The sequence below is a fragment of the Tenacibaculum soleae genome, assembly GCF_030549005.1.
GTDB classification, from domain to species: domain Bacteria; phylum Bacteroidota; class Bacteroidia; order Flavobacteriales; family Flavobacteriaceae; genus Polaribacter; species Polaribacter soleae.
In genome coordinates this window covers 61,277-82,188 of the sequence record NZ_JAUOSW010000001.1, presented here as the reverse complement: position 1 = coordinate 82,188, position 20,912 = coordinate 61,277, and the positions used below count along the sequence as shown (strand labels likewise).

The window sequence follows — 20,912 nt, the reverse complement described above, 5'->3', positions numbered from 1 at the left end:
TCAATTAGAAAGTAGAAAAACACGTATATAAATGGCTTCAAACAAAAAATACTGGCAAAGTGTTGAAGAACTAAAAGGTAGTTCTGTTGTTGAAACGCTACGTAATAATGAGTTTGTACAAGATATTCCTACAGATGAGTTTTTAGGTGATAAAGAAACGTTAGAAACATCATCAACTTCGCGTAGAGATTTCTTGAAATATGTTGGATTTACAACCGCGGCAGCTTCTTTGGCAGCTTGCGAAGGTCCAGTTAGAAAATCAATCCCTTATGTAGTACAACCAAATGATATTGTTGCAGGTGTTGCTGATTGGTATGCAACTACAATTGCTGATGGTTTTGATTTTGCAAACGTATTAGTAAAAACGCGCGAAGGACGTCCAATTCTTGTAATGCCAAACAAATTGGCAGGAGGAGAAACAAATGCACGTACACAAGCTTCTGTTTTATCATTATATGATAGTGAATTACGTTTAAAAGAACCTCAAGATAGAGAGTCTTTTTTAACTTGGCAAGATGCGGATTCGAAAATTATAGCAAAATTAAACGAATTAAAATCTGCTGAAGAAGAAGTAGTTTTATTAACAGGTACTTTAGCGAGTCCGTCTACTGATAAGGTAATCGCTGATTTTACAACTGCTTATCCAAATGTAAAACATGTTGTTTATGATGCTATTTCAGAAAGTGGAACTGCAGATGCTTTTGAGGCTATGTATGGTACGCGTGCTTTACCTAACTACGATTTTAGTAAAGCTGAAGTAATTGTTTCTATTGGTGCTGACTTCATTGGAGATTGGCAAGGTGGTTATGAAAAATCATATGCTGATGGTCGTAGACCTGAATCTGGTAAAATGTCTTACCATGTCCAAATAGAAAGTAATATGTCTTTAGCAGGTGCAAATGCAGATAAAAGAATGGTTGTAAAACCTTCTGAGCAAGTATTTGCCTTACTTAATTTATATAACGCTGTAACTGGGGAATCTCTTCCATCAAAAGCAACGAAATTAGATACGGAAATTAAAAAGCTAGCAAGCGATTTAAAGAAAGCAGGATCTAAGGGGGTTGTTGTTACAGGATTAAATGATAAAAACGCACAGTTAATTGCATTTGCAATTAACGAAAAATTAAATAGTGAGATATTTAATACCAAAGATGTTAATTTAACTCGCCAAGGTAACGATACTCACGTAGCTCAATTAGTAGCTGATATTAAAAATGGTAAAGTAAAAGGTTTAATTACTTATAATACAAATCCTTTATATTCTTTAGCAAATGCAGCTGATTTAGCAGAAGGAATTAAAAAGTTAAAATTATCTGTTGCAATATCTACTCAAAAAGATGCAACAACTAGTGCTGTAGAATATGCATTACCTGCACCTCATAATTTAGAGAGTTGGGGAGATGTAATGGCTACAAAAGGCATATATAGTTTAATGCAACCAACTATATCTCCATTATTTAATACACGTCAGTTACAAGATGTATTATTAAAATGGTCTGGTAGTTCAGTAAATTATTACGACACCTTAAAAGAATTTTGGAGTGCTAATGTGTTAGGTGGGGCATCATGGAATCAAGCATTACATGACGGTTTCTTTAAATCTGAGATGTTATTAGGAGAGGAAGCTTTTGAAACTTCAGTAGTTATAAATGAAACAGCAGTTCAGCTAGTAAGATCAGCAAATAAAGCATCAGGTTTTGAATTAAACTTGTATTCATCAACGGCATTAGGTGATGGTAAGCAAGCAAATAACCCTTGGTTACAGGAATTACCAGATCCTATTACACGTGCAGCTTGGGATAACTATTTAACCGTTTCTATGGCTGATGCTAAAGAATTAGGTTTTGAAAATCCAGTAAAAGACAACGGAGCGATTAATGGTAACTACGCAAGTGTAACAGTAAACGGAGTAACTATTAAAAATGTACCAGTAATGATTCAGCCAGGTCAGGCAAAAGGATCGGTTGGTTTAGCATTAGGTTACGGTAGAACACAAAATTTAAAAGAAGAGATGCAAGTTGGTGTCAACGCGTATCCTTTCTTAAAAGATGGAAACAATGTACAATACAATGTTTCGATAGAAAAAACTTCAGGATGGCATAAGTTTGCTTGTACGCAGGTACAGAGTACTCTTGCAGGTCGTCATGATATTTTAAAAGAAGCTACTTTAAAACAAGTAACTAACAAGAACTTAGATCCAAAACATACTTGGAATAAGCCAGCAATGGTTTCTTATGATCATCAAGAAGTTGAAGCGAAAAGCATCGATTTATGGGATGATCACGATAGAAGTATTGGTCATCACTTTAACTTATCAATCGACTTAACATCTTGTACAGGTTGTGGAGCATGTGTGGTAGCATGTCATGCAGAGAACAATGTGCCAGTTGTAGGTAAAGACGAAGTTCGTGTAGGTAGAGATATGCACTGGTTACGTATTGATCGTTACTATTCATCTACTGTTTCAGATAAACAACACGAAGCTTCAATGACAATTGAAGAGTTTAGAGCTGAAAATCCAAGTTTAGCAAATAAAGATGTTGAGAGAAAGTATACAGAAAGAGTTTTAGAATTAAGTAAAGGAGATTTATTTGACGCTTTAGAAAATTCTGCTGAAAATCCAGAAGTAGCTTTCCAACCAATGATGTGTCAGCACTGTAATCACGCACCATGTGAAACAGTATGTCCAGTAGCAGCAACATCTCACGGTCGTCAAGGTCAAAATCAAATGGCATATAACAGATGTGTTGGTACACGATACTGTGCAAACAACTGTCCATATAGAGTGCGTCGTTTTAACTGGTTTAATTACTCAGAAAATGAAGAGTTTGACTTTAACATGAACAACGAATACGGTAAAATGGTATTGAATCCAGATGTAGTAGTTCGTTCTCGTGGGGTTATGGAAAAATGTTCAATGTGTATTCAAATGACACAAGCAACTATTTTAAAAGCTAAAAAAGAAGGTAGAGCAGTAAATAAAGATGAATTTGAAACAGCTTGTTCATCAGCATGTTCTACAGGAGCAATGGTTTTTGGAGATATTAATAACTCTGAAGACACCGTTGCAGCATTAAAAGAAGATAACAGAGCATTCCACGTGTTAGATTATATTGGTACAAAACCAAACGTAGTGTACCAAGTGAAAGTAAGAAATACAAACGAAGCTTAATAGTAAATTAATAAGTATACAGATATATGTCGTCTCATTACGAATCATCTTATAGAGAACCTTTAATACTTGGTGACAAGAGTTACCATGATATTACTGAAGATATTGCAAGACCTATTGAAGGTAAAGCAAACAAACATTGGTATGTAGCATTCTATATTTCTTTAGCAGCAATGCTTTGGGGATTTGGATGTATCTTTTACACCGTCGGAACAGGAATTGGTGTTTGGGGATTAAGTAAAAACATTGGCTGGGCATGGGATATTACCAACTTCGTATGGTGGGTAGGTATCGGTCATGCTGGTACACTAATTTCAGCAGTACTACTTTTATTTCGTCAAAAATGGAGAATGGCAATTAACCGTTCTGCCGAAGCGATGACAATTTTTGCGGTATTCCAAGCAGGTTTATTTCCAATTATTCACATGGGACGTCCATGGAATGGATATTGGGTATTGCCAATTCCAAATCAATTCGGATCGTTATGGGTAAACTTCAACTCACCATTATTATGGGATGTATTCGCAATTTCTACGTACTTGTCAGTATCATTAGTTTTCTGGTGGACTGGTTTATTACCTGATTTTGCAACAATTCGTGATAGAGCTGTAAAGCCATTTCAAAAGAAAATTTACGCATTGTTATCTTTCGGATGGTCTGGTAGAGCAAAAGATTGGCAACGTTTTGAAGAAGTATCATTAGTATTAGCAGGTTTAGCTACTCCATTAGTACTTTCAGTACATACAATCGTATCGATGGACTTTGCTACTTCTATTAACCCAGGATGGCACTCAACAATATTTCCACCTTATTTCGTAGCAGGAGCAATCTTTTCAGGTTTTGCAATGGTACAAACCTTATTAGGTATTATGCGTAAGGTTACTAATATGGAAGCATACATTACACGTTTGCATATTGAGTATATGAATATCGTAATTATTTTAACAGGTGGTATTGTAGCAGTAGCGTACGCAACTGAGTTTTTTATAGCTTGGTATACAGGATCTCCTTATGAAAATTACACGTACTTATCATTTGGTGCAGAAGCAGGGGCTTATGGATGGGCATTTTGGTCATTACTAATCTGTAACATTTTTACACCACAGTTATTATGGTTTAAAAAAATAAGAAGAAGTTTTATTTGGTCTTTTATCATTTCAATTATTATTAATATAGGAATGTGGTTTGAGCGTTTTGATATTATTGCAATTGTATTAAGTAAAGGACATTTACCATCAACATGGTGGCGTTTTGAACCAACTTTTGTTGATGTAGGAATCTTTATTGGTACTATCGGATTTTTCTTTGTATTATTTTTATTATATGCAAGAACCTTCCCTGTAATTCCAACAGCAGAGATTAAAACTATTTTGAAATCATCAGGTGAGAATTTTAAAAAATCAAGAGAAAACAATGAGCACTAATAAAGTAATTCACGCATTATATAATGATGATGATATCTTAATGGATGCTGTTAAGAAAGTCAAGGCAGAAAATCATCATATTGAAGAAGTATTTTGTCCATTTCCAGTTCACGGACTAGATCAAGCAATGGGATTAGCACCAACACGTTTAGCAATTACAGCTTTTATGTATGGTATTACAGGTTTATCAGTTGCTATTTGGTTAACATGGTATACTATGATTGCTGATTGGCCGCAAGACATTGGAGGAAAGCCAAATTTTTCATGGGCAACTAACATGCCAGCATTCGTGCCTATCATGTTCGAATTAACAGTTTTCTTTGCAGCACACTTAATGGTGATTACTTTTTACATGAGAAGTAAAATATGGCCATTTAAAGAAGCTGAAAACCCAGACCCAAGAACAACAGATGACCATTTTTTAATGGAAATACCTGTAAATGGTAATGAAGAAGAATTAACTTCATTATTAGAAACAACAGGAGCTGTTGAAATTAATGTAGTAGAAACGCACTAATAAAGAGATATGAAAAGTTTAAAAATAATTATCACTTTAGTTGCAATAGTAAGCTTAGCTTCTTGTAACAATAAACGTAAACCACAAGTACAATATATGCCAGATATGTATGTATCTGTACCTTATGATGTAAATGGTGCTGATGGTTTAAATGCAAAAATGGTAAACAGATTACCTGTTGCAGGTACAGTAAGTAGAAAAGGTATTGTAGCTTATGATATTCCAAATACGCAAGAAGGGTATGAGAAAGCAAAAGCAGAGTTAAAGAACCCATTACCAACTACTGAAAAAAGTTTAGCAAAAGGTAAAGAATTATACGGAATTTATTGTGCTACTTGTCATGGAACAAAAGGTGATGGTAACGGAGTTTTATCTCAAAGAGATAAATTTAACGGTATACCAAACTATAAGGATAGAGATTTAAATCCTGGTAATATTTACCACGTAATCATGTATGGTAAAAACCTAATGGGATCTCACGCAGCACAATTAAAGTACAATGAGCGTTGGCAAGTTGTACAGTACGTTGAGAAATTAAGAAGCGAATTAAAATAAGTATATAATAGATAGTTAAGATATGTACAAGTTTTCAGGAAAATTAAAAATGCTTGCTATTATTTTAATGGCTTTAGGACTTATAGGAACTGTTTATAGTTTCTATAGTGCTCCAAAAACATTAAAAGAAGCAAAAGAAATTTTAGCAAAACAGCACGATGCTCACGGAAGTGATCATGCAGTAGCTGATTCTCACCAAGTACAAACAACACATGTTGTAGCTGCAAAAGAAGAAGCAGTAACTGATACACACATTGATGATAGTACAATAACTAAGGCAAAAGAAGAAACTTCAGTAGCACATACTAAAGATAGTGTAGCTACTCATACCGAAGTAATAAAAGAAGCTCATAAAGAAACAGCAAATGTAGCACATGACGATAAAACCAATCCTCATGCTGAAAATCATGAAGATGCACACGCAGAACATGCTTTTCATCAAATGCAAAATCGTCCTTGGGCAGCATTTTTTGTAGCACTAATGTTCTTTTTAGGAGTTACATTATTAGTATTAGCATTTTATGCAATTCAAAGAGTAGCACAAGCAGGTTGGTCAATCGTATTATTTAGAGTAATGGAGGCTATTACAGCAAACATTCACTATGTAAGTGTTGTAATGTTAGTGTTTTTAATTGCTACATTTATGCATATGAATCATTTATTTCCTTGGATGGGTGAAGGTGTTTTTGACCCTCAAAGTCCAAATTATGACCCAGTTGTAGATGGTAAAAAATGGTTTTTAAATACGCCGGGATGGTTAATTAGGAGTATCTTTTATTTAGTAGTTTGGAATGCTTACCGTTTCATTATTAGAAAAAGTTCTATTGAACAAGATAATGGAGATTTAAAATTGCATAAGAAAAATTATAATCTTTCAGTAATATTCTTATTCTTATTTATGATTACTGAATCTATGATGTCATGGGACTGGATTATGGGAATAGACCCACACTGGTTTTCTACATTATTCGGATGGTATGTATTAGCTACTTTCTTAGTATCAGCATTAACAGTAATTGCGTTTGTAACTATTTATTTAAGATCAAAAGGACACTTACCATTTGTTAACGATAGTCATATTCATGATTTAGCAAAATATATGTTTGGTTTTTCAGTATTCTGGACATACTTATGGTTTGCACAGTTTATGTTAATTTGGTATGCCGATATTCCTGAAGAAACAACTTATTATTTGTTACGTTTTAACGAATATAAAGTACCTTTCTTAGCAATGGTAGTAATGAACTTTATCTTTCCAATATTATTATTAATCAACAGTGATTTTAAAAGCATTCCTTGGTTTGTAACTATTGGAGGTGTTGTAATATTAGCAGGTCATTACTTAGATTTATTCGTAATGATTATGCCAGGAACAGTTGGTGCTCAATACGGATTTGGAGTGGGAGAAATTAGTGGTATATTATTCTTTTTAGGATTATTTATCTACGCAACATTTAGCGCATTTGCAAAAGCAAATCCACTAGCAAAAGGAAACCCATTCTTACACGAAAGTGAAACACACCATTACTACAATATCCAACACAGAGGAGAAGATAGTAAACATTAATAATTATAATTAATAAACAAATAGTTTAGATAATATGCTCGCTTTATTTTATATTTTCATAGCAGTTGCAATAGGAGTTAGTTTTTGGCAAATTACTCGTATTATGAATCTTCGTTCTGTAATTGCTACAGATAAAGACAACGAAACACAAGGTAAATTAGCAATAGGGTTTTTAGTTTTCCTATACGCAATGATGATTTACTGCTTAATAGCAATGAATGTAATTATGTTACCAGAATCTGCTTCGATCGAAGGAGAACACGATGATAACTTATTTAATATTACATTTTGGCTAATCGGTATTGTACAGTTTGCAATGCAATTCTTAATTTTCTTTTTTACTTATAAGTACAGAGGAAAAAAAGAAAACAAAGCGTTATTTTATGCAGATAGTCATAAGTTAGAATTAATATGGACAACTATTCCAGCTATAACAATTGTTCTTTTAATTGGTTACGGTTTATGGGCTTGGAATAACATTATGTACGTTGGTGATGAAGAAAATCCTATTGAAATTGAAGTGTATTCAAGACAATTTGATTGGCAAGCACGTTATGCTGGTGAAGATAATGAGCTAGGTTTAGGAAATGTAAACTTTATTAAAGGTATCAATTCTATGGGAGTTGATATGTCTGATCCAAGTGCACAAGACGATAAAAAAGTAACCGAATTGGTTTTACCAAAAGGTAAAAAAGTATTGTTTAAATTCCGCTCACAAGATGTATTACACTCAGCTTATATGCCTCACTTTAGAGCACAAATGAACTGTGTGCCAGGTATGGTAACTCAATTTGCATTTACACCTAAATATACTACTGAAGAAATGCGTATGCAATCAGAAGTAATAGCAAAAACCGAAGGAATTAACAAAATAAGAAAAGCAAAAGGAGAAGATCCTTATGAGTTTAATTATTTACTGTTATGTAATAAAATTTGTGGTGCTTCTCACTACAATATGCAAATGAAAATCACCGTTGTTGAAGAAGCTGAATACAACAAGTGGTTATCAGAACAAAAAACATTAGCTCAAGTTATTAAATAAGATATTTTTTTAAAGTATATATATAGATTATGTCAGATCATCACCACAAAGAAACATTTGTAACTAAATACATCTTTAGTCAAGATCATAAAATGATTTCGAAACAATTTCTTGTTACGGGTATATTTATGGGAGTTATAGGAGGTTTTATGTCTATGTTATTTCGTTTGCAAATTGCATGGCCAGAAACATCATTTTCAATAATTGAAGCATTTTTAGGAAACCATCAAACAGATGGAATTATGAATCCTGATATGTACTTAGCATTGGTAACAATTCATGGTACAATAATGGTATTCTTTGTTTTAACTGCTGGTTTAAGTGGTACATTTTCAAATCTGTTAATTCCATTACAAATTGGTGCTCGCGATATGGCATCTGGTTTCTTAAATATGGTATCTTACTGGTTATTTTTCTTATCATCAGTAATTATGATTATTTCATTATTTGTTGAAGCAGGACCAGCATCAGCAGGATGGACAATCTACCCTCCTTTATCTGCATTACCACAAGCAATTCCAGGTTCAGGTACAGGGATGACATTATGGTTAGTATCGATGGCAATTTTTATTGCATCATCATTAATCGGATCGTTAAACTATATCGTAACTATTTTAAATTTACGTACCAAAGGAATGAAAATGACAAGATTGCCATTAACAATGTGGGCATTCTTTATTACAGCAATTATCGGTGTAATTTCATTTCCAGTATTATTATCAGCAGCATTATTATTAATTTTTGATAGAAGTTTTGGAACATCATTTTTCTTATCAGATATTTTTATCTCAGGAGAAGTGTTACACTACCAAGGAGGATCACCAGTATTATTTGAACATTTATTTTGGTTTTTAGGTCACCCTGAAGTTTATATTATATTATTGCCAGCATTAGGATTAACATCAGAAGTAATTTCAACAAACGCTCGTAAGCCAATTTTTGGTTACCGTGCAATGATTGGATCTATTATGGCGATTGCATTTTTATCTACAATTGTATGGGGACACCATATGTTTATCTCAGGAATGAATCCATTCTTAGGTTCTGTGTTTACTTTTACAACAGTATTAATTGCAATTCCATCAGCAGTAAAAGCATTTAATTATGTAACTACTTTATGGAAAGGTAATTTACAATTAAATCCAGCTATGTTATTTTCTATCGGATTAGTTTCTACGTTTGTAACAGGTGGTTTAACAGGATTAGTTTTAGGAGATTCTGCTTTAGATATTAATGTACATGATACCTATTTCGTTGTAGCACACTTTCACTTAGTAATGGGGGTATCTGCATTATTAGGTATGTTTGCTGGTGTATATCACTGGTTCCCTAAAATGTATGGTAGAATGATGAATAAAACATTAGGTTACTGGCACTTTTGGTTAACAATTATTTCTGCTTACGGAGTATTCTTTCCAATGCACTTTGTTGGATTAGCAGGTTTACCACGTCGTTACTATACAAACTCAAACTTTCCAATGTTTGATGATTTAGTAGAAATTAATGTATTTATGACTTTAATGGCATTTTTAGGAGGTGCTGCTCAGTTAATATTTTTAGCCAACTTCTTTATCTCTATTTATAGAGGAAATAAAGCAGAACAAAACCCTTGGAAATCGAATACTTTAGAATGGACTACTCCAGTTGAACATATTCATGGGAACTGGCCAGGTGCTATTCCTGAAGTTCACAGATGGGCTTATGATTATAGTAAAACCGATGAAAATGATGAGTATGTACACGGAAAAGATTTCGTATTACAAACAACACCATTATTAGACGGAGAAGAGCCATCTTAAACAAAATTATAAATAATCAATTTTAGATTATTACATTATAAACCTGAACAATATATTATTGTTCAGGTTTTTTTGTCATAAGATTTACAACCATAATAGCTCTTAGTTATTTTATATAAAGAAGAATACCCTTGTTTAATTTATTGAAAATAGTTTGTGTTTGACTATACGAATAATTTTATGATTATTTTTGTAATATGATGCAGGTAACCCCAAAAGATTTATTAGAAAAATTAAAGGCAAACTTCGGATATGATAGCTTTCGATTAGCACAACAAAAAATAATTGAAAATGTTTTAACCAAAAAAGATACCTTGGTAATTATGCCAACTGGTGGTGGAAAATCGATTTGTTTTCAACTTCCTGCATTATTTTTTGAAGGTATCACCATTGTTATTTCTCCATTAATAGCTTTGATGAAAGATCAGGTTGATAGTTTAAAGGCAAACGGAATACCTGCAACGTATTATAATAGTAGTCAATCTCCAGAAGAACAACAAGAAGTTTTTGATGCGGTGGTACAAAAAAATATAAAGTTGTTATATGTGGCTCCAGAAAGCTTATCATTGCTTCATAATATTTTAAATCAAAATTATATTAGTTGTATTGCCATAGATGAAGCTCATTGTATATCGGCATGGGGGCATGATTTTAGGCCAGCCTACAAACAACTTTCTTTCTTAAAAAAATCACTACCAGACGTTCCAATAGTAGCCTTAACAGCAACAGCTGATAAAGCAACACAACAAGATATTTTAGAACAATTATCAATTCCTAATGCCACGAAATTTGTAAGTTCTTTTAATAGAGAAAATATTAGTTTAACAGTACGACCTGCAAATGATAGAGTACAACAAATTATAAAATTCATTAATAAAATACCAAATGAATCTGGAATTGTATATTGTTTAAGTAGAAAAGCGACCGAACAACTAGCAAGTAAATTAAAACAACAAAATATCAATGCTAAGGCATATCATGCAGGTTTAGCATTTGATGAACGTGCAAAAACACAAGAAGATTTTATAAAAGATGATGTGCAAATTATTTGTGCAACCATAGCTTTTGGAATGGGAATTGATAAATCTAATGTTCGTTGGGTAATTCACTACAATATGCCTAAAAATATTGAAGGATATTACCAAGAAATAGGGCGCTCGGGTAGAGATGGATTGCCAGCACAAGCATTACTTTTTCATAGTTATGCAGATGTAATTCAATTACGTCAATTTATTGCAAATACGGGGAATAAAGAAGTACAAGAGGCAAAATTAGAACGAATGAAACAGTTTGCAGAAGCAACGGTTTGTAGGCGTAAAATATTGTTGAGCTATTTTGGAGAGTTAATTGAAGAAAATTGTGGCAATTGTGATGTGTGTAAAAACCCTCCTAAGTTTTTCGACGGAACAGTAATTGGACAAAAAGCACTGTCCGCTATTTATCGACTACAAGAAAAAGAAGCAATGGGGACGGTTATAGATGTACTTAGAGGCGCAAAAAATGCTAATATTTTAGATAAAAATTACCAAACCTTAAAAACCTATGGAGTTGGAAACGATATCTCTTGGAAAGATTGGCAACACTATATAATTCAGTTAATGAATCAAGGGTATTGTCAAATAGCATTTCATTTAAACAATACGTTACAGTTAACTGAGTTTTCTAAAAGAGTACTTTTTGATGGAGAAAAAATTCAATTAACAATTCCTGTTGAAATCAAAACAGTAGCTAAAATTGCAAAATCAAAAAGCAAAAAAGCTATTAAAGCAACCGTTAAAGATACTTTGTTTGAACGTTTACGAAAATTACGATATCGTATAGCGCAAGAAGAAGATATTGCCGCATACTTAGTATTTAGTGATGCAACTTTACGTGAATTAGAAAATGAACGACCGCAAACGGATAGTGCATTTTTAGCGATTAGCGGGGTAGGACAACGAAAGTTAGAAGTATATGGTGGTGAGTTTATGGAAGAAATAAAAAGTTTTGTAAAAGAAAAAAAGAAAGGAAAAAAAGACACGACTTTAGAAACCTATAAGCTTTACAAAGAAGGGTTTTCAATTGATGAAATAGCAAATAAGCGAAATTTAAAACCACAAACCATATTTTCGCATTTATCCAAGTTGTATTTAGAAGGTAAAGAGGTAAGTTTAGATGAATTTATTGATGCATCAACTATTAAGCTAGTAGCAAACGCCAAAAAAGTACTAAAAGATGAAACAGCTTTAAAACCGTATTTCGAATTTTTAGGCGAAAAAGTTCCCTATGAACAAATACGAATAGCATTGACGATTTTACAGAAAAAACAGTAGTAAATTATACTAAAAATAAAAAGGAATTACATTTATAGTAATTCCTTTTTTATTAGGCTTTTAATTCTTCCATTTCTTTAATAATAGTATTTAATTTTGATACATACACTCCGTACATAATTTTAGTTGATAACAGATACACTAAAGTACTTATAAGCGAAACAAATAATGCGATAACAAAACCAATACCTAAAACTTCAATAAAAATGGCATCATCAGAAATAAATCGTGATAAAAAACTATTTTCTTTTATAAAAAAAGAAAGCGCAAAAATTGAGATAATGGCAACAGGTATTCCAAAGATAAACAGTTTTTTTGTAGCTTTCATTATCGAATACATAACGTTTTTATATTCCTTTAAATAGGTTAAATTATCTGATTTAACATCAATAGTATGAAACCTTTTTAAAAGCCGTGAATTAAAAATGTACAAACATAAAATTAAAAAAGTACCATACAATCCAATAATGGTTTCAGATAAAAGAATACCTCCTATAGTAACAATTCCTGCCATAGGCAATAAACCTTTATTATCAAGTTCGTAGGTTCTTTTAATTTTATTAATAATTAATTTAGATTTTTGATTGTATAGGTTATTTATTTTAGGAGTAATTAAAGTATCTTCTTTAATAAAGGCTTCATCCCATATTTTTTCAATTGATTTTTCCATCTAATAATATTTTTAATTGTTTTTTAATTCTGTTAATACGAACCGCAATATTATTGGTGCTCGTTCCTATAATTGCAGCAATTTCTTTGTAAGGGTTTTCTTCTAAATGCAATAAAATAATAGCCCTGTCGGTTTCAGATAATTTTTTAATAGCATCATATAAAAGATTCAAATCTTCATTTTTAAATGCAGTGTTTTTTTCTGACTCTTCATGAAGTGTTTCAGGGATATTATTTCTTCGTTTGTTTCTTTTATTTAAGGTTAAACAAACGTTTAAAGTAATTCGATAAATCCAAGTACTCCATTTCGATTTTTCCTGAAAAGCATCTCTGCTTTTCCAAATTTGTAAGCATGCTTCTTGGTAAAAGTCTTCAAAATCTTGTTGTGAATCTGTATATGCCCTGCATAACTTAATAATAAGACCTGCATGTGGTAATATAGATGTTATATAAAAATCGTTACTCAAAGTTGTTTTTATTAATTAGTATTCGCTTAATTAAAAGTATTACAAAATAATTTAAAAAAAATCAATATTTTATTTTCAGTAATTATTGAAAGTTTAATAATTAGTGTTATATTTGTAGTATGAATTTAGATGAAGCAAAATTAAAATACATTCATACTTGGGGAAGCTTAGCTACAAGTTGGGGAATTAATAAAACAATGGCGCAAGTACACGCTTTATTGTTAGTTTCCAACAAACCAATGTCTGCAGATGCTATTATGGAAACTCTAAAGATATCTAGAGGAAACGTAAATATGAATGTAAGAGCGTTAATAGATTGGGGAATCGTAAGCAAAGAGTTTGTAATAGGAGAGCGCAAGGAATTTTTTGTTGCTGATAAAGATATTTGGGAATTATTTAAACAAGTTACCAAAGAGCGCAAGAAAAGAGAGATTGAACCTGTTTTAAAAGTTTTAGATGAGTTACAAAACGATGTAAATGATAATTCTGAAGATGCGATGGAGTTTAAAAAAGTAATGAAAGATTTAGCTACCGTAACAAATGCAGTTAATACTATTCTTGATAAAACAATTAAGGCTGATGAACACTGGTTATTATCGAGTTTTACAAAAATGATAAAAAAGTAAAAAAATTTAAAATAAAACTTTCAAATATTTCTGAAACTATGAAAATAAACATCTTAATAATAACATGGATTAATAGAGTTTTAATGATTCCGTTTTTAATGCTCTTAATTTTATCAATTTTAGAAAATGATTTCCTCTCTTTAGCAGCTGTTTTAGCCTTTGTGATAGGAATCTTTCATGTGTTTTCATTCTTACTCACTTTATTTTATTCAGGTACTATTAGCAAGTTAGAACGGAAATTAATGTTGATTTATGGTGCGTCAGTTGTGCTTTTTTTTAGTGCTTGTTTTTTTGTTGGTGAGTATAATATCGGCAAAAACCATATTATTTATTACATATTATGTGCTATACCAGTAATTTTATCAATTCATTGGACTTATATTTTAGAAATGATAAAAAAAGAAATATGAGTCAATTCACATACATGATATACCTATTACTATCAAGTACAATTGTTCTTTGGGTAGGAGAGGCTTGTTATAAAAATGGGCAAGTATATATTCTAAATTATTTTCTTGATAGAATCAATTTTGGAAACGGTATAAATAATCTTTTAAGAATCGCTTATTATTTGTTAAACATTGGTTTAATCGTTTGGAGTTTAAATACAATGAATCATATAAATAGTTTAGAAGAAGTAATACTAGAAATAACAAATAGGTTAAGTTATATGATTCTTATAATTGCCTCACTCCATTTTATTAATATTTATACAGTTTATTTAATTCACAAACACTTTAAAAATCAATAACTATGAACACTTCATTAGAATTAATCGCCTACATTATTTATTTACCAATAGCAATTGGATTAACAACGTTTGTGTCATATCACCTTTTTAAAAATAGTAAAATATTTATGTTAGATATTTTTCATCAAAAGGTAGAAATTGCAATGGCTACAAATAAGCTTTTTAAAATTGGTTTTTATTTATTAAATGTTGGTTTTGCACTACGTATTTTAGAAATATATAGTTTATCTAGCTATAAAGGTTTGGTAGAAACTTTAAGTGCAAAAATAGGAGGGTTCTCCATTTATTTAGGAGTTGTAATGATATTTTTTATTCTCTTTTTTTTAAAAGGAAGAAAAGCAAGTAAACAAGCTACTTTACAAATAGAAAATAAATAGTAATTAAAATCGATTCTTTTAACATAAAAAAAGTCAGCTCAAATACTTGAGCTGACTTTTTTTAAATTTAAATCAGTAAATTAAAGTGCAGCAATAATATCAGAAGGCTCTGCTCTTAATTTATAATCTTCAGTAATAAAGCTGTAGGTTATTTTTTTATCGGTTTCAATAATATAGGTTGCAGCAATAGGCAACTCATTAGTTTTATTTCCTTGACTTTCTAATAGGTCTATTCCGAATTTTTTATATAAATCAGCTAGCTCTTTTGGTAACTTGTAAGTTAAACCTAAAGATCTTGCTAGTCCGTTGTCTTTACTAGTTAAAATTTCGAAATCTAACTCGTTTTTTTCTTTAACCGAAAGCGTGTTATCGGGTGTTTCAGGAGTAACAGCAACTAGTGTAGTATTTTTCTCTTTAATTTGTGGCACTACATTTTGTAATGCTTTTAAAGCAAGATTACAATAAGGGCACCAACCACCCCTATAAAAAGTAAGTACAACTTTTCCTTTTTCAAGAAGCGCGTTAAGAGAAGTTAATTCTCCTTTTGCATTAGGTAAAGAAAAGTCTGGGAAAATATCACCTTTTTTTGTTGCGTTTTTTATAATATCAGTTTTTTCTAGTTTATCAATACCAGCTAGCATTATATCTTTTGCTTCTTTAGGTATGTTTTTGGCACTGTTATCAGCGTGCTCTTTTAATTGATTTCTAAGGGTCATATTATCTCATTTATCCAATTGGTCTATTTTTATCTAAAACATTACAAATTATAGGAAAAAAAGCCTAAAAAAAACCTCACAAATTAATGTGAGGTTTTTAACTTATTTGTAAACATTGTTTACTTACATATTCCTTCTGTACTGACCACCAACTTTAAATAAAGCTTCAGTGATTTGTCCTAAAGAACAAAACTTTGTAGCTTCCATTAACTTATCAAATAAGTTTTCATTTTGAATGGCAGCTTGTTGTAAAATAGCCAATTGCTCTTGCACTTTACCGTCATTAGCTTTGTTTAGCAATTCTTTAGTTTGAATCTGAAACTGCTTTTCTTTTTCCGTTGCACGGATAACCTCGGCAGGTTGCACTGTTGGTGATCCTTTAGAACTCAAAAAAGTGTTTACTCCAATAATAGGAAATTCTCCTGTATGTTTTAAGGTTTCGTAATACAAACTTTCTTCTTGTATTTTACTACGCTGATACATCGTTTCCATAGCTCCTAAAACACCACCACGTTCGGTAATTCTATCGAACTCAGTTAATACTGCTTCTTCTACTAAATCGGTTAACTCTTCAATAATAAAAGCTCCTTGAATCGGGTTTTCGTTTTTAGCTAATCCTAATTCTTTGTTGATAATTAACTGAATTGCCATCGCTCTACGTACCGATTCTTCGGTAGGCGTAGTAATGGCTTCATCGTAGGCGTTTGTGTGTAAGGAGTTACAGTTGTCGTTTATTGCATACAAAGCTTGTAACGTAGTTCTGATATCATTAAAATCAATTTCTTGAGCATGCAAAGAACGTCCAGAAGTTTGAATATGATACTTTAACATTTGCGCCCTTGCATTAGCTCCGTATTTATGTTTCATGGCTTTTGCCCATATTTTACGAGCTACACGACCAATTACTGAATATTCAGGGTCGATTCCGTTTGAGAAAAAGAACGATAAATTTGGGCCAAATTTATTGATGTCCATACCACGAGATAAGTAGTACTCAACATAGGTAAATCCGTTTGATAATGTTAACGCTAATTGCGTAATTGGGTTGGCACCAGCTTCGGCAATATGGTATCCAGAAATTGAAACTGAATAAAAATTACGTACTTGCTTTTCGATAAAGTATTCTTGTACATCTCCCATTAAACGCAAGGCAAATTCAGTAGAAAAAATACAAGTATTTTGTGCTTGATCTTCCTTTAAAATATCTGCTTGTACAGTTCCTCTAACCTGCGCTAAAGTGCTTGTTTTTATTTGTTGATAAACATCAACAGGTAAAACCATATCTCCTGTTAAACCTAAAAGCATTAGTCCTAAACCATCATTTCCTTCTGGTAAATCTCCTTGATATTTTGGTCTTTCTAACCCTTTTGAATCGTAAATTTCTTTAAATTTCGCTTCAACAGTTTTTTCTAATTTATTTTCTTTGATGTATTTTTCACAATTCTGATCAATGGCAGCATTCATAAAAAAACCTAGCAACATTGGTGCAGGCCCATTAATGGTCATAGAAACCGAAGTCATTGCATGGCTTAAATCAAAACCAGAATATAATTTTTTAGCATCATCTAAACAGCAAATAGAAACTCCTGCATTACCAATTTTACCATAAATATCAGGTCTTACACCAGGATCATTTCCATATAAAGTAACACTGTCAAAAGCGGTAGACAAACGTTTTGCAGGCATGCCTAAACTCACATAATGAAAACGTCTGTTGGTACGTTCAGGACCACCTTCACCAGCAAACATTCTTGTTGGGTCTTCACCTGTTCTTTTAAACGGATATAATCCCGATGCATACGGAAATTCTCCTGGAACATTTTCTTGTAAATTCCAACGTAATAAATCTCCCCAAGCTTGGTATTTTGGTAAAGATACTTTTGGTATTTGCGTGTGCGATAACGATTCGCTATGTGTTTTTATATTGATTTCCTTATCACGTACTTTAAAAGTATAAATAGGGTTTTTGTATTTTTTAACCTTTTCTTGCCAGTTTAAAATAACTTCCCAATTATGTGGATCTAGATTTAATTTTACCTTATCAAACTGAGCAACCAATAGTTTAACAAAATCTTGTTCATCATTCTGAATTTGTTTCAGAATCTTATCTTCACTTAATCCACTTTTAATAATCTCTACAGCTGAATTTGTAATAGATTCAATTGTTTGATGAATACCATATAATTTTTGAGCAACGATAACTTGATCATCAACTTTTTTATTATACGCTCTATTACTTTCTGATATTTCAGATAAATAGCGCACTCTACTTGGCGGAATTACAAATATCTTTTCAGACATTTCTTTGGTAATTTCCATGTTAGATTTTAAATCAACACCAGTTTTTTCTACCAATTTATCCATAATACGTTTGTACAACGTATTCATTCCTGGGTCGTTAAATTGTGATGCAATGGTTCCAAATACAGGCATATCATCCATATGAACATCCCATAAATTGTTGTTGCGCATATATTGCTTTTTCACATCACGAATTGCATCTAAAGCACCACGTTTGTCAAACTTGTTGATAGCGACTAAATCGGCAAAATCAAGCATATCGATTTTTTCTAATTGCGTAGCAGCACCAAATTCAGGAGTCATTACATATAAAGAAGTATCAGAATGCTCTATAATTTCGGTATCAGATTGCCCAATACCTGAAGTTTCTAAAATAATTAAATCAAATTCAGCAGCTTTTAAAACTTCTACCGCTTCATTTACATATTTCGATAAAGCTAAATTAGATTGACGCGTAGCTAACGATCGCATATACACACGCTCGTTGTTAATGGCATTCATACGAATACGATCTCCTAATAAAGCTCCACCAGTTTTTCTTTTTGATGGATCAACAGAAATTAATCCAATTGTTTTATTTGGAAAATCAATTAAAAAACGACGTACTAACTCATCAACTAATGATGATTTTCCTGCTCCACCAGTTCCTGTAATTCCTAAAACAGGCGTTTTAGAGTTTTTATTTTTTTCGTGAATAGCATCTAAAGTTTCTTTGGCAATTTCAGGAAAATTTTCAGCAGAAGAAATAGTTCTTGCAATGCTTCCAATTTCTTTTTTTGCTAAATCATCAAGCTTTATCGTTAATTTATCTCCAATAGCAAAATCCGAAGTTTTTACCAAATCATTAATCATTCCTTGTAAACCAAGCTCACGACCATCATCTGGAGAGTAGATACGCGTAATTCCATAATCCATCAGTTCTTTAATTTCTTCAGGAAGAATTACACCACCACCACCACCAAAAATTTTGATGTGTTCAGCACCTTTTTCCTTCAATAAATCATACATGTATTTAAAATACTCAGTATGTCCACCTTGGTAAGACGTCATTGCAATAGCATTGGCATCTTCTTGTATGGCACAGTTAACCACTTCTTCAACACTTCTATCATGCCCTAAATGAATTACTTCTACTCCGGTAGATTGAATAATTCGTCGCATAATATTTATGGCAGCATCGTGCCCATCAAATAATGAAGCTGCTGTTACAATTCTAACTTTATGTATTGGTTTATAAGGTGCTATTTGTTCCATTCGTAAATTTTATAGAAAATTGATGTGGCAATTTACGAATTTCTTAAAAGATATAAGAATTGTTTAAGGATTATAAATAATTAAGAAAAGCCCAATATTTACGTGATTCAATGTAGTATAAATTATATTCATTAGCATAAGCTTCACGCTCAAAACTTAAGTTTTTATAAGCTAAAAATCGATTTCGATATTTTATAAGTTTGTAAGTCCACTCGATAAAATAAAAAATAAAAAAGAAAATAACTAAAAGCTCTTGTTGTTGTTTTAAATGAATTTTTTCGTGATTAATAAGTTCTGAATCGTGTTTCAACTCTTTTCGTTTTAAAAAAATAAAAGGATACAAGGTTATACCAATAAAACCTTTAGGAACCATATGTTTAGAAATGAAAATCATAGGTTAATCATAACTTTTTCTTTGGATAAAAATAAGAATTTTAAATTAGATGTGTTTTTAATTTTGTGAGTTTATCGTTTTAAGTAACGATTTTAAAATAGGGTTTCGATTATTAATATTCCAAATTATAGATAATGTGGTGCGTTGCGGAATGTTATTAAGTTCTATATATTTTATGCGCATATTATAACCTTGTAAAAGCGATTTTGGTACGATAGATAAACCAAAATTATTTTCAACTAACTTATAAATAGAGGCAGCATGAATGGTATTGTGTGATACAATTGGTGTAAAATTACTATCATCAAAAATTTGCATTACTTTTTCGTAATACGAAGGGCTATAAGAAGGATCAAATAAAATAAAAGGTTCATTTTTTAAAGTATGTAAACCTTTAAAATTATCATTATTTACCGAATGATTTTCGGGTAAAACCAAACAAAAAGTTTCTTGTAAAATAGGTTTAATGATTAAACCTCTTGGAGCACGATTTAAACGTACAAAACCAATATCTATTTTTTGAGAAAGTAACAATTCTATTTGTTTTTGATTGTCCATTTCTTTTAATCCAAACTGTACGTTAGGATGTTCTTTTTTAAAGCGAAGTAACAAATCAGGAATGATTTTTAACATCGCAGAGCCTACATATCCAAAATTTAGTTTTCCTTGCTTTCCTTCTTGTAATAATTTTGCAGCATCAAAAATGTTGTCAATATCTTTTAAAGTTCTAGATAATTCTTTTTTTAAATGTAACCCTGCAGTTGTTAATTGCACTTTTCTGTTATGTCTAATAAAAAGCTGAATACCTAAATCATCTTCCATTTGTTTTATCTGTCTACTTAATCCAGGTTGTGAAATAAACAACCGTTCAGCAGCTTTTCTAAAATGTAAATCTTCAGCAACAGCTAAGAAATATTTAAAATGACGTAACTCTATTTGATAACTCATAGTTATTAAATGTTGATTTTA

18 protein-coding genes are annotated in these 20,912 nt (G+C 31.6%); 12 read left to right on the top strand and 6 right to left on the bottom strand.

Annotation, left to right across the window (positions count from 1 at the left end; translation table 11 throughout):
- Positions 1 to 31 precede the first annotated feature (31 nt).
- The 8 genes from Q4586_RS00355 (at position 32) to recQ (ending at position 12,388) form a co-directional block, all read left to right on the top strand.
- Entirely contained in the window at positions 32 to 3,172 is a 3,141-nt protein-coding gene (locus tag Q4586_RS00355; protein ID WP_303525270.1) for a TAT-variant-translocated molybdopterin oxidoreductase, read from the top strand.
- 26 nt (positions 3,173 to 3,198) lie between these two features.
- On the top strand, positions 3,199 to 4,596 hold the full coding sequence (nrfD, locus tag Q4586_RS00350; RefSeq protein WP_068701519.1) for an NrfD/PsrC family molybdoenzyme membrane anchor subunit: 1,398 nt from the start codon (positions 3,199 to 3,201) through the stop codon (positions 4,594 to 4,596).
- Positions 4,586 to 5,113 carry a DUF3341 domain-containing protein gene (locus tag Q4586_RS00345; RefSeq protein ID WP_068703864.1) on the top strand — a complete coding sequence of 176 codons (528 nt, stop codon included), beginning with the start codon at positions 4,586 to 4,588 and terminating at the stop codon, positions 5,111 to 5,113. Before nrfD ends, Q4586_RS00345 begins: the two co-directional genes overlap by 11 nt.
- 9 nt (positions 5,114 to 5,122) lie before the next feature.
- On the top strand, positions 5,123 to 5,668 hold the full coding sequence (locus Q4586_RS00340) for a c-type cytochrome (RefSeq protein ID WP_176714932.1): 546 nt from the start codon (positions 5,123 to 5,125) through the stop codon (positions 5,666 to 5,668).
- 22 nt (positions 5,669 to 5,690) lie between these two features.
- On the top strand, positions 5,691 to 7,235 hold the full coding sequence (locus Q4586_RS00335; protein ID WP_068701517.1) for a quinol:cytochrome C oxidoreductase: 1,545 nt from the start codon (positions 5,691 to 5,693) through the stop codon (positions 7,233 to 7,235).
- A 34-nt stretch (positions 7,236 to 7,269) separates the two neighbouring features.
- A complete protein-coding gene (locus Q4586_RS00330) occupies positions 7,270 to 8,277 on the top strand; it encodes a cytochrome c oxidase subunit II (protein ID WP_068701515.1) in 1,008 nt (335 codons plus the stop codon).
- 29 nt (positions 8,278 to 8,306) lie between these two features.
- The gene (locus tag Q4586_RS00325; RefSeq protein ID WP_068701513.1) at positions 8,307 to 10,076 is read left to right on the top strand and encodes a cytochrome c oxidase subunit I; all 1,770 of its coding nucleotides are present in this window, start codon (positions 8,307 to 8,309) and stop codon (positions 10,074 to 10,076) included.
- Positions 10,077 to 10,273: 197 nt separating this feature from the next.
- Positions 10,274 to 12,388 carry a DNA helicase RecQ gene (gene recQ, locus Q4586_RS00320; protein ID WP_068701511.1) on the top strand — a complete coding sequence of 705 codons (2,115 nt, stop codon included), beginning with the start codon at positions 10,274 to 10,276 and terminating at the stop codon, positions 12,386 to 12,388.
- 52 nt (positions 12,389 to 12,440) lie between these two features.
- Here the strand turns inward: recQ and Q4586_RS00315 are convergent, their stop codons facing one another.
- Both Q4586_RS00315 and Q4586_RS00310 read right to left on the bottom strand, forming a co-directional pair.
- A complete protein-coding gene (locus Q4586_RS00315) occupies positions 12,441 to 13,058 on the bottom strand; it encodes a hypothetical protein (RefSeq protein ID WP_068701508.1) in 618 nt (205 codons plus the stop codon).
- On the bottom strand, positions 13,042 to 13,524 hold the full coding sequence (locus Q4586_RS00310) for an RNA polymerase sigma factor (protein WP_068701506.1): 483 nt from the start codon (positions 13,522 to 13,524) through the stop codon (positions 13,042 to 13,044). The genes Q4586_RS00315 and Q4586_RS00310 overlap by 17 nt, the downstream gene beginning before the upstream one ends.
- 119 nt (positions 13,525 to 13,643) lie before the next feature.
- Between Q4586_RS00310 and Q4586_RS00305 the strand changes: the two genes are divergently transcribed.
- From Q4586_RS00305 to Q4586_RS00290, 4 genes are read left to right on the top strand one after another with little or no spacing between them, the layout of a single operon-like run.
- Complete coding sequence (locus Q4586_RS00305) at positions 13,644 to 14,150, top strand: GbsR/MarR family transcriptional regulator (protein WP_068701504.1); 507 nt, start codon at positions 13,644 to 13,646, stop codon at positions 14,148 to 14,150.
- A gap of 38 nt (positions 14,151 to 14,188) precedes the next feature.
- Positions 14,189 to 14,560: a hypothetical protein gene (locus tag Q4586_RS00300; RefSeq protein WP_068701502.1), complete on the top strand. Its 372-nt coding sequence runs from the start codon at positions 14,189 to 14,191 to the stop codon at positions 14,558 to 14,560.
- Positions 14,557 to 14,901 (top strand): hypothetical protein, encoded by a 345-nt coding sequence (locus Q4586_RS00295; RefSeq protein WP_141677634.1) that lies wholly within the window; start codon positions 14,557 to 14,559, stop codon positions 14,899 to 14,901. Before Q4586_RS00300 ends, Q4586_RS00295 begins: the two co-directional genes overlap by 4 nt.
- A gap of 2 nt (positions 14,902 to 14,903) precedes the next feature.
- Positions 14,904 to 15,278 carry a Yip1 family protein gene (locus tag Q4586_RS00290; RefSeq protein ID WP_068701498.1) on the top strand — a complete coding sequence of 125 codons (375 nt, stop codon included), beginning with the start codon at positions 14,904 to 14,906 and terminating at the stop codon, positions 15,276 to 15,278.
- 80 nt (positions 15,279 to 15,358) lie between these two features.
- Here the strand turns inward: Q4586_RS00290 and Q4586_RS00285 are convergent, their stop codons facing one another.
- From Q4586_RS00285 to Q4586_RS00270, 4 genes are all read right to left on the bottom strand, one after another.
- Entirely contained in the window at positions 15,359 to 15,994 is a 636-nt protein-coding gene (locus Q4586_RS00285; RefSeq protein ID WP_068701495.1) for a peroxiredoxin-like family protein, read from the bottom strand.
- Positions 15,995 to 16,117: 123 nt separating this feature from the next.
- The gene (locus Q4586_RS00280; protein ID WP_303525243.1) at positions 16,118 to 19,549 is read right to left on the bottom strand and encodes a methylmalonyl-CoA mutase family protein; all 3,432 of its coding nucleotides are present in this window, start codon (positions 19,547 to 19,549) and stop codon (positions 16,118 to 16,120) included.
- A 70-nt stretch (positions 19,550 to 19,619) separates the two neighbouring features.
- Positions 19,620 to 19,943 carry a hypothetical protein gene (locus Q4586_RS00275; RefSeq protein WP_068701492.1) on the bottom strand — a complete coding sequence of 108 codons (324 nt, stop codon included), beginning with the start codon at positions 19,941 to 19,943 and terminating at the stop codon, positions 19,620 to 19,622.
- A 57-nt stretch (positions 19,944 to 20,000) separates the two neighbouring features.
- Positions 20,001 to 20,891 carry a LysR substrate-binding domain-containing protein gene (locus Q4586_RS00270; RefSeq protein WP_303525240.1) on the bottom strand — a complete coding sequence of 297 codons (891 nt, stop codon included), beginning with the start codon at positions 20,889 to 20,891 and terminating at the stop codon, positions 20,001 to 20,003.
- Positions 20,892 to 20,912: the final 21 nt, after the last annotated feature.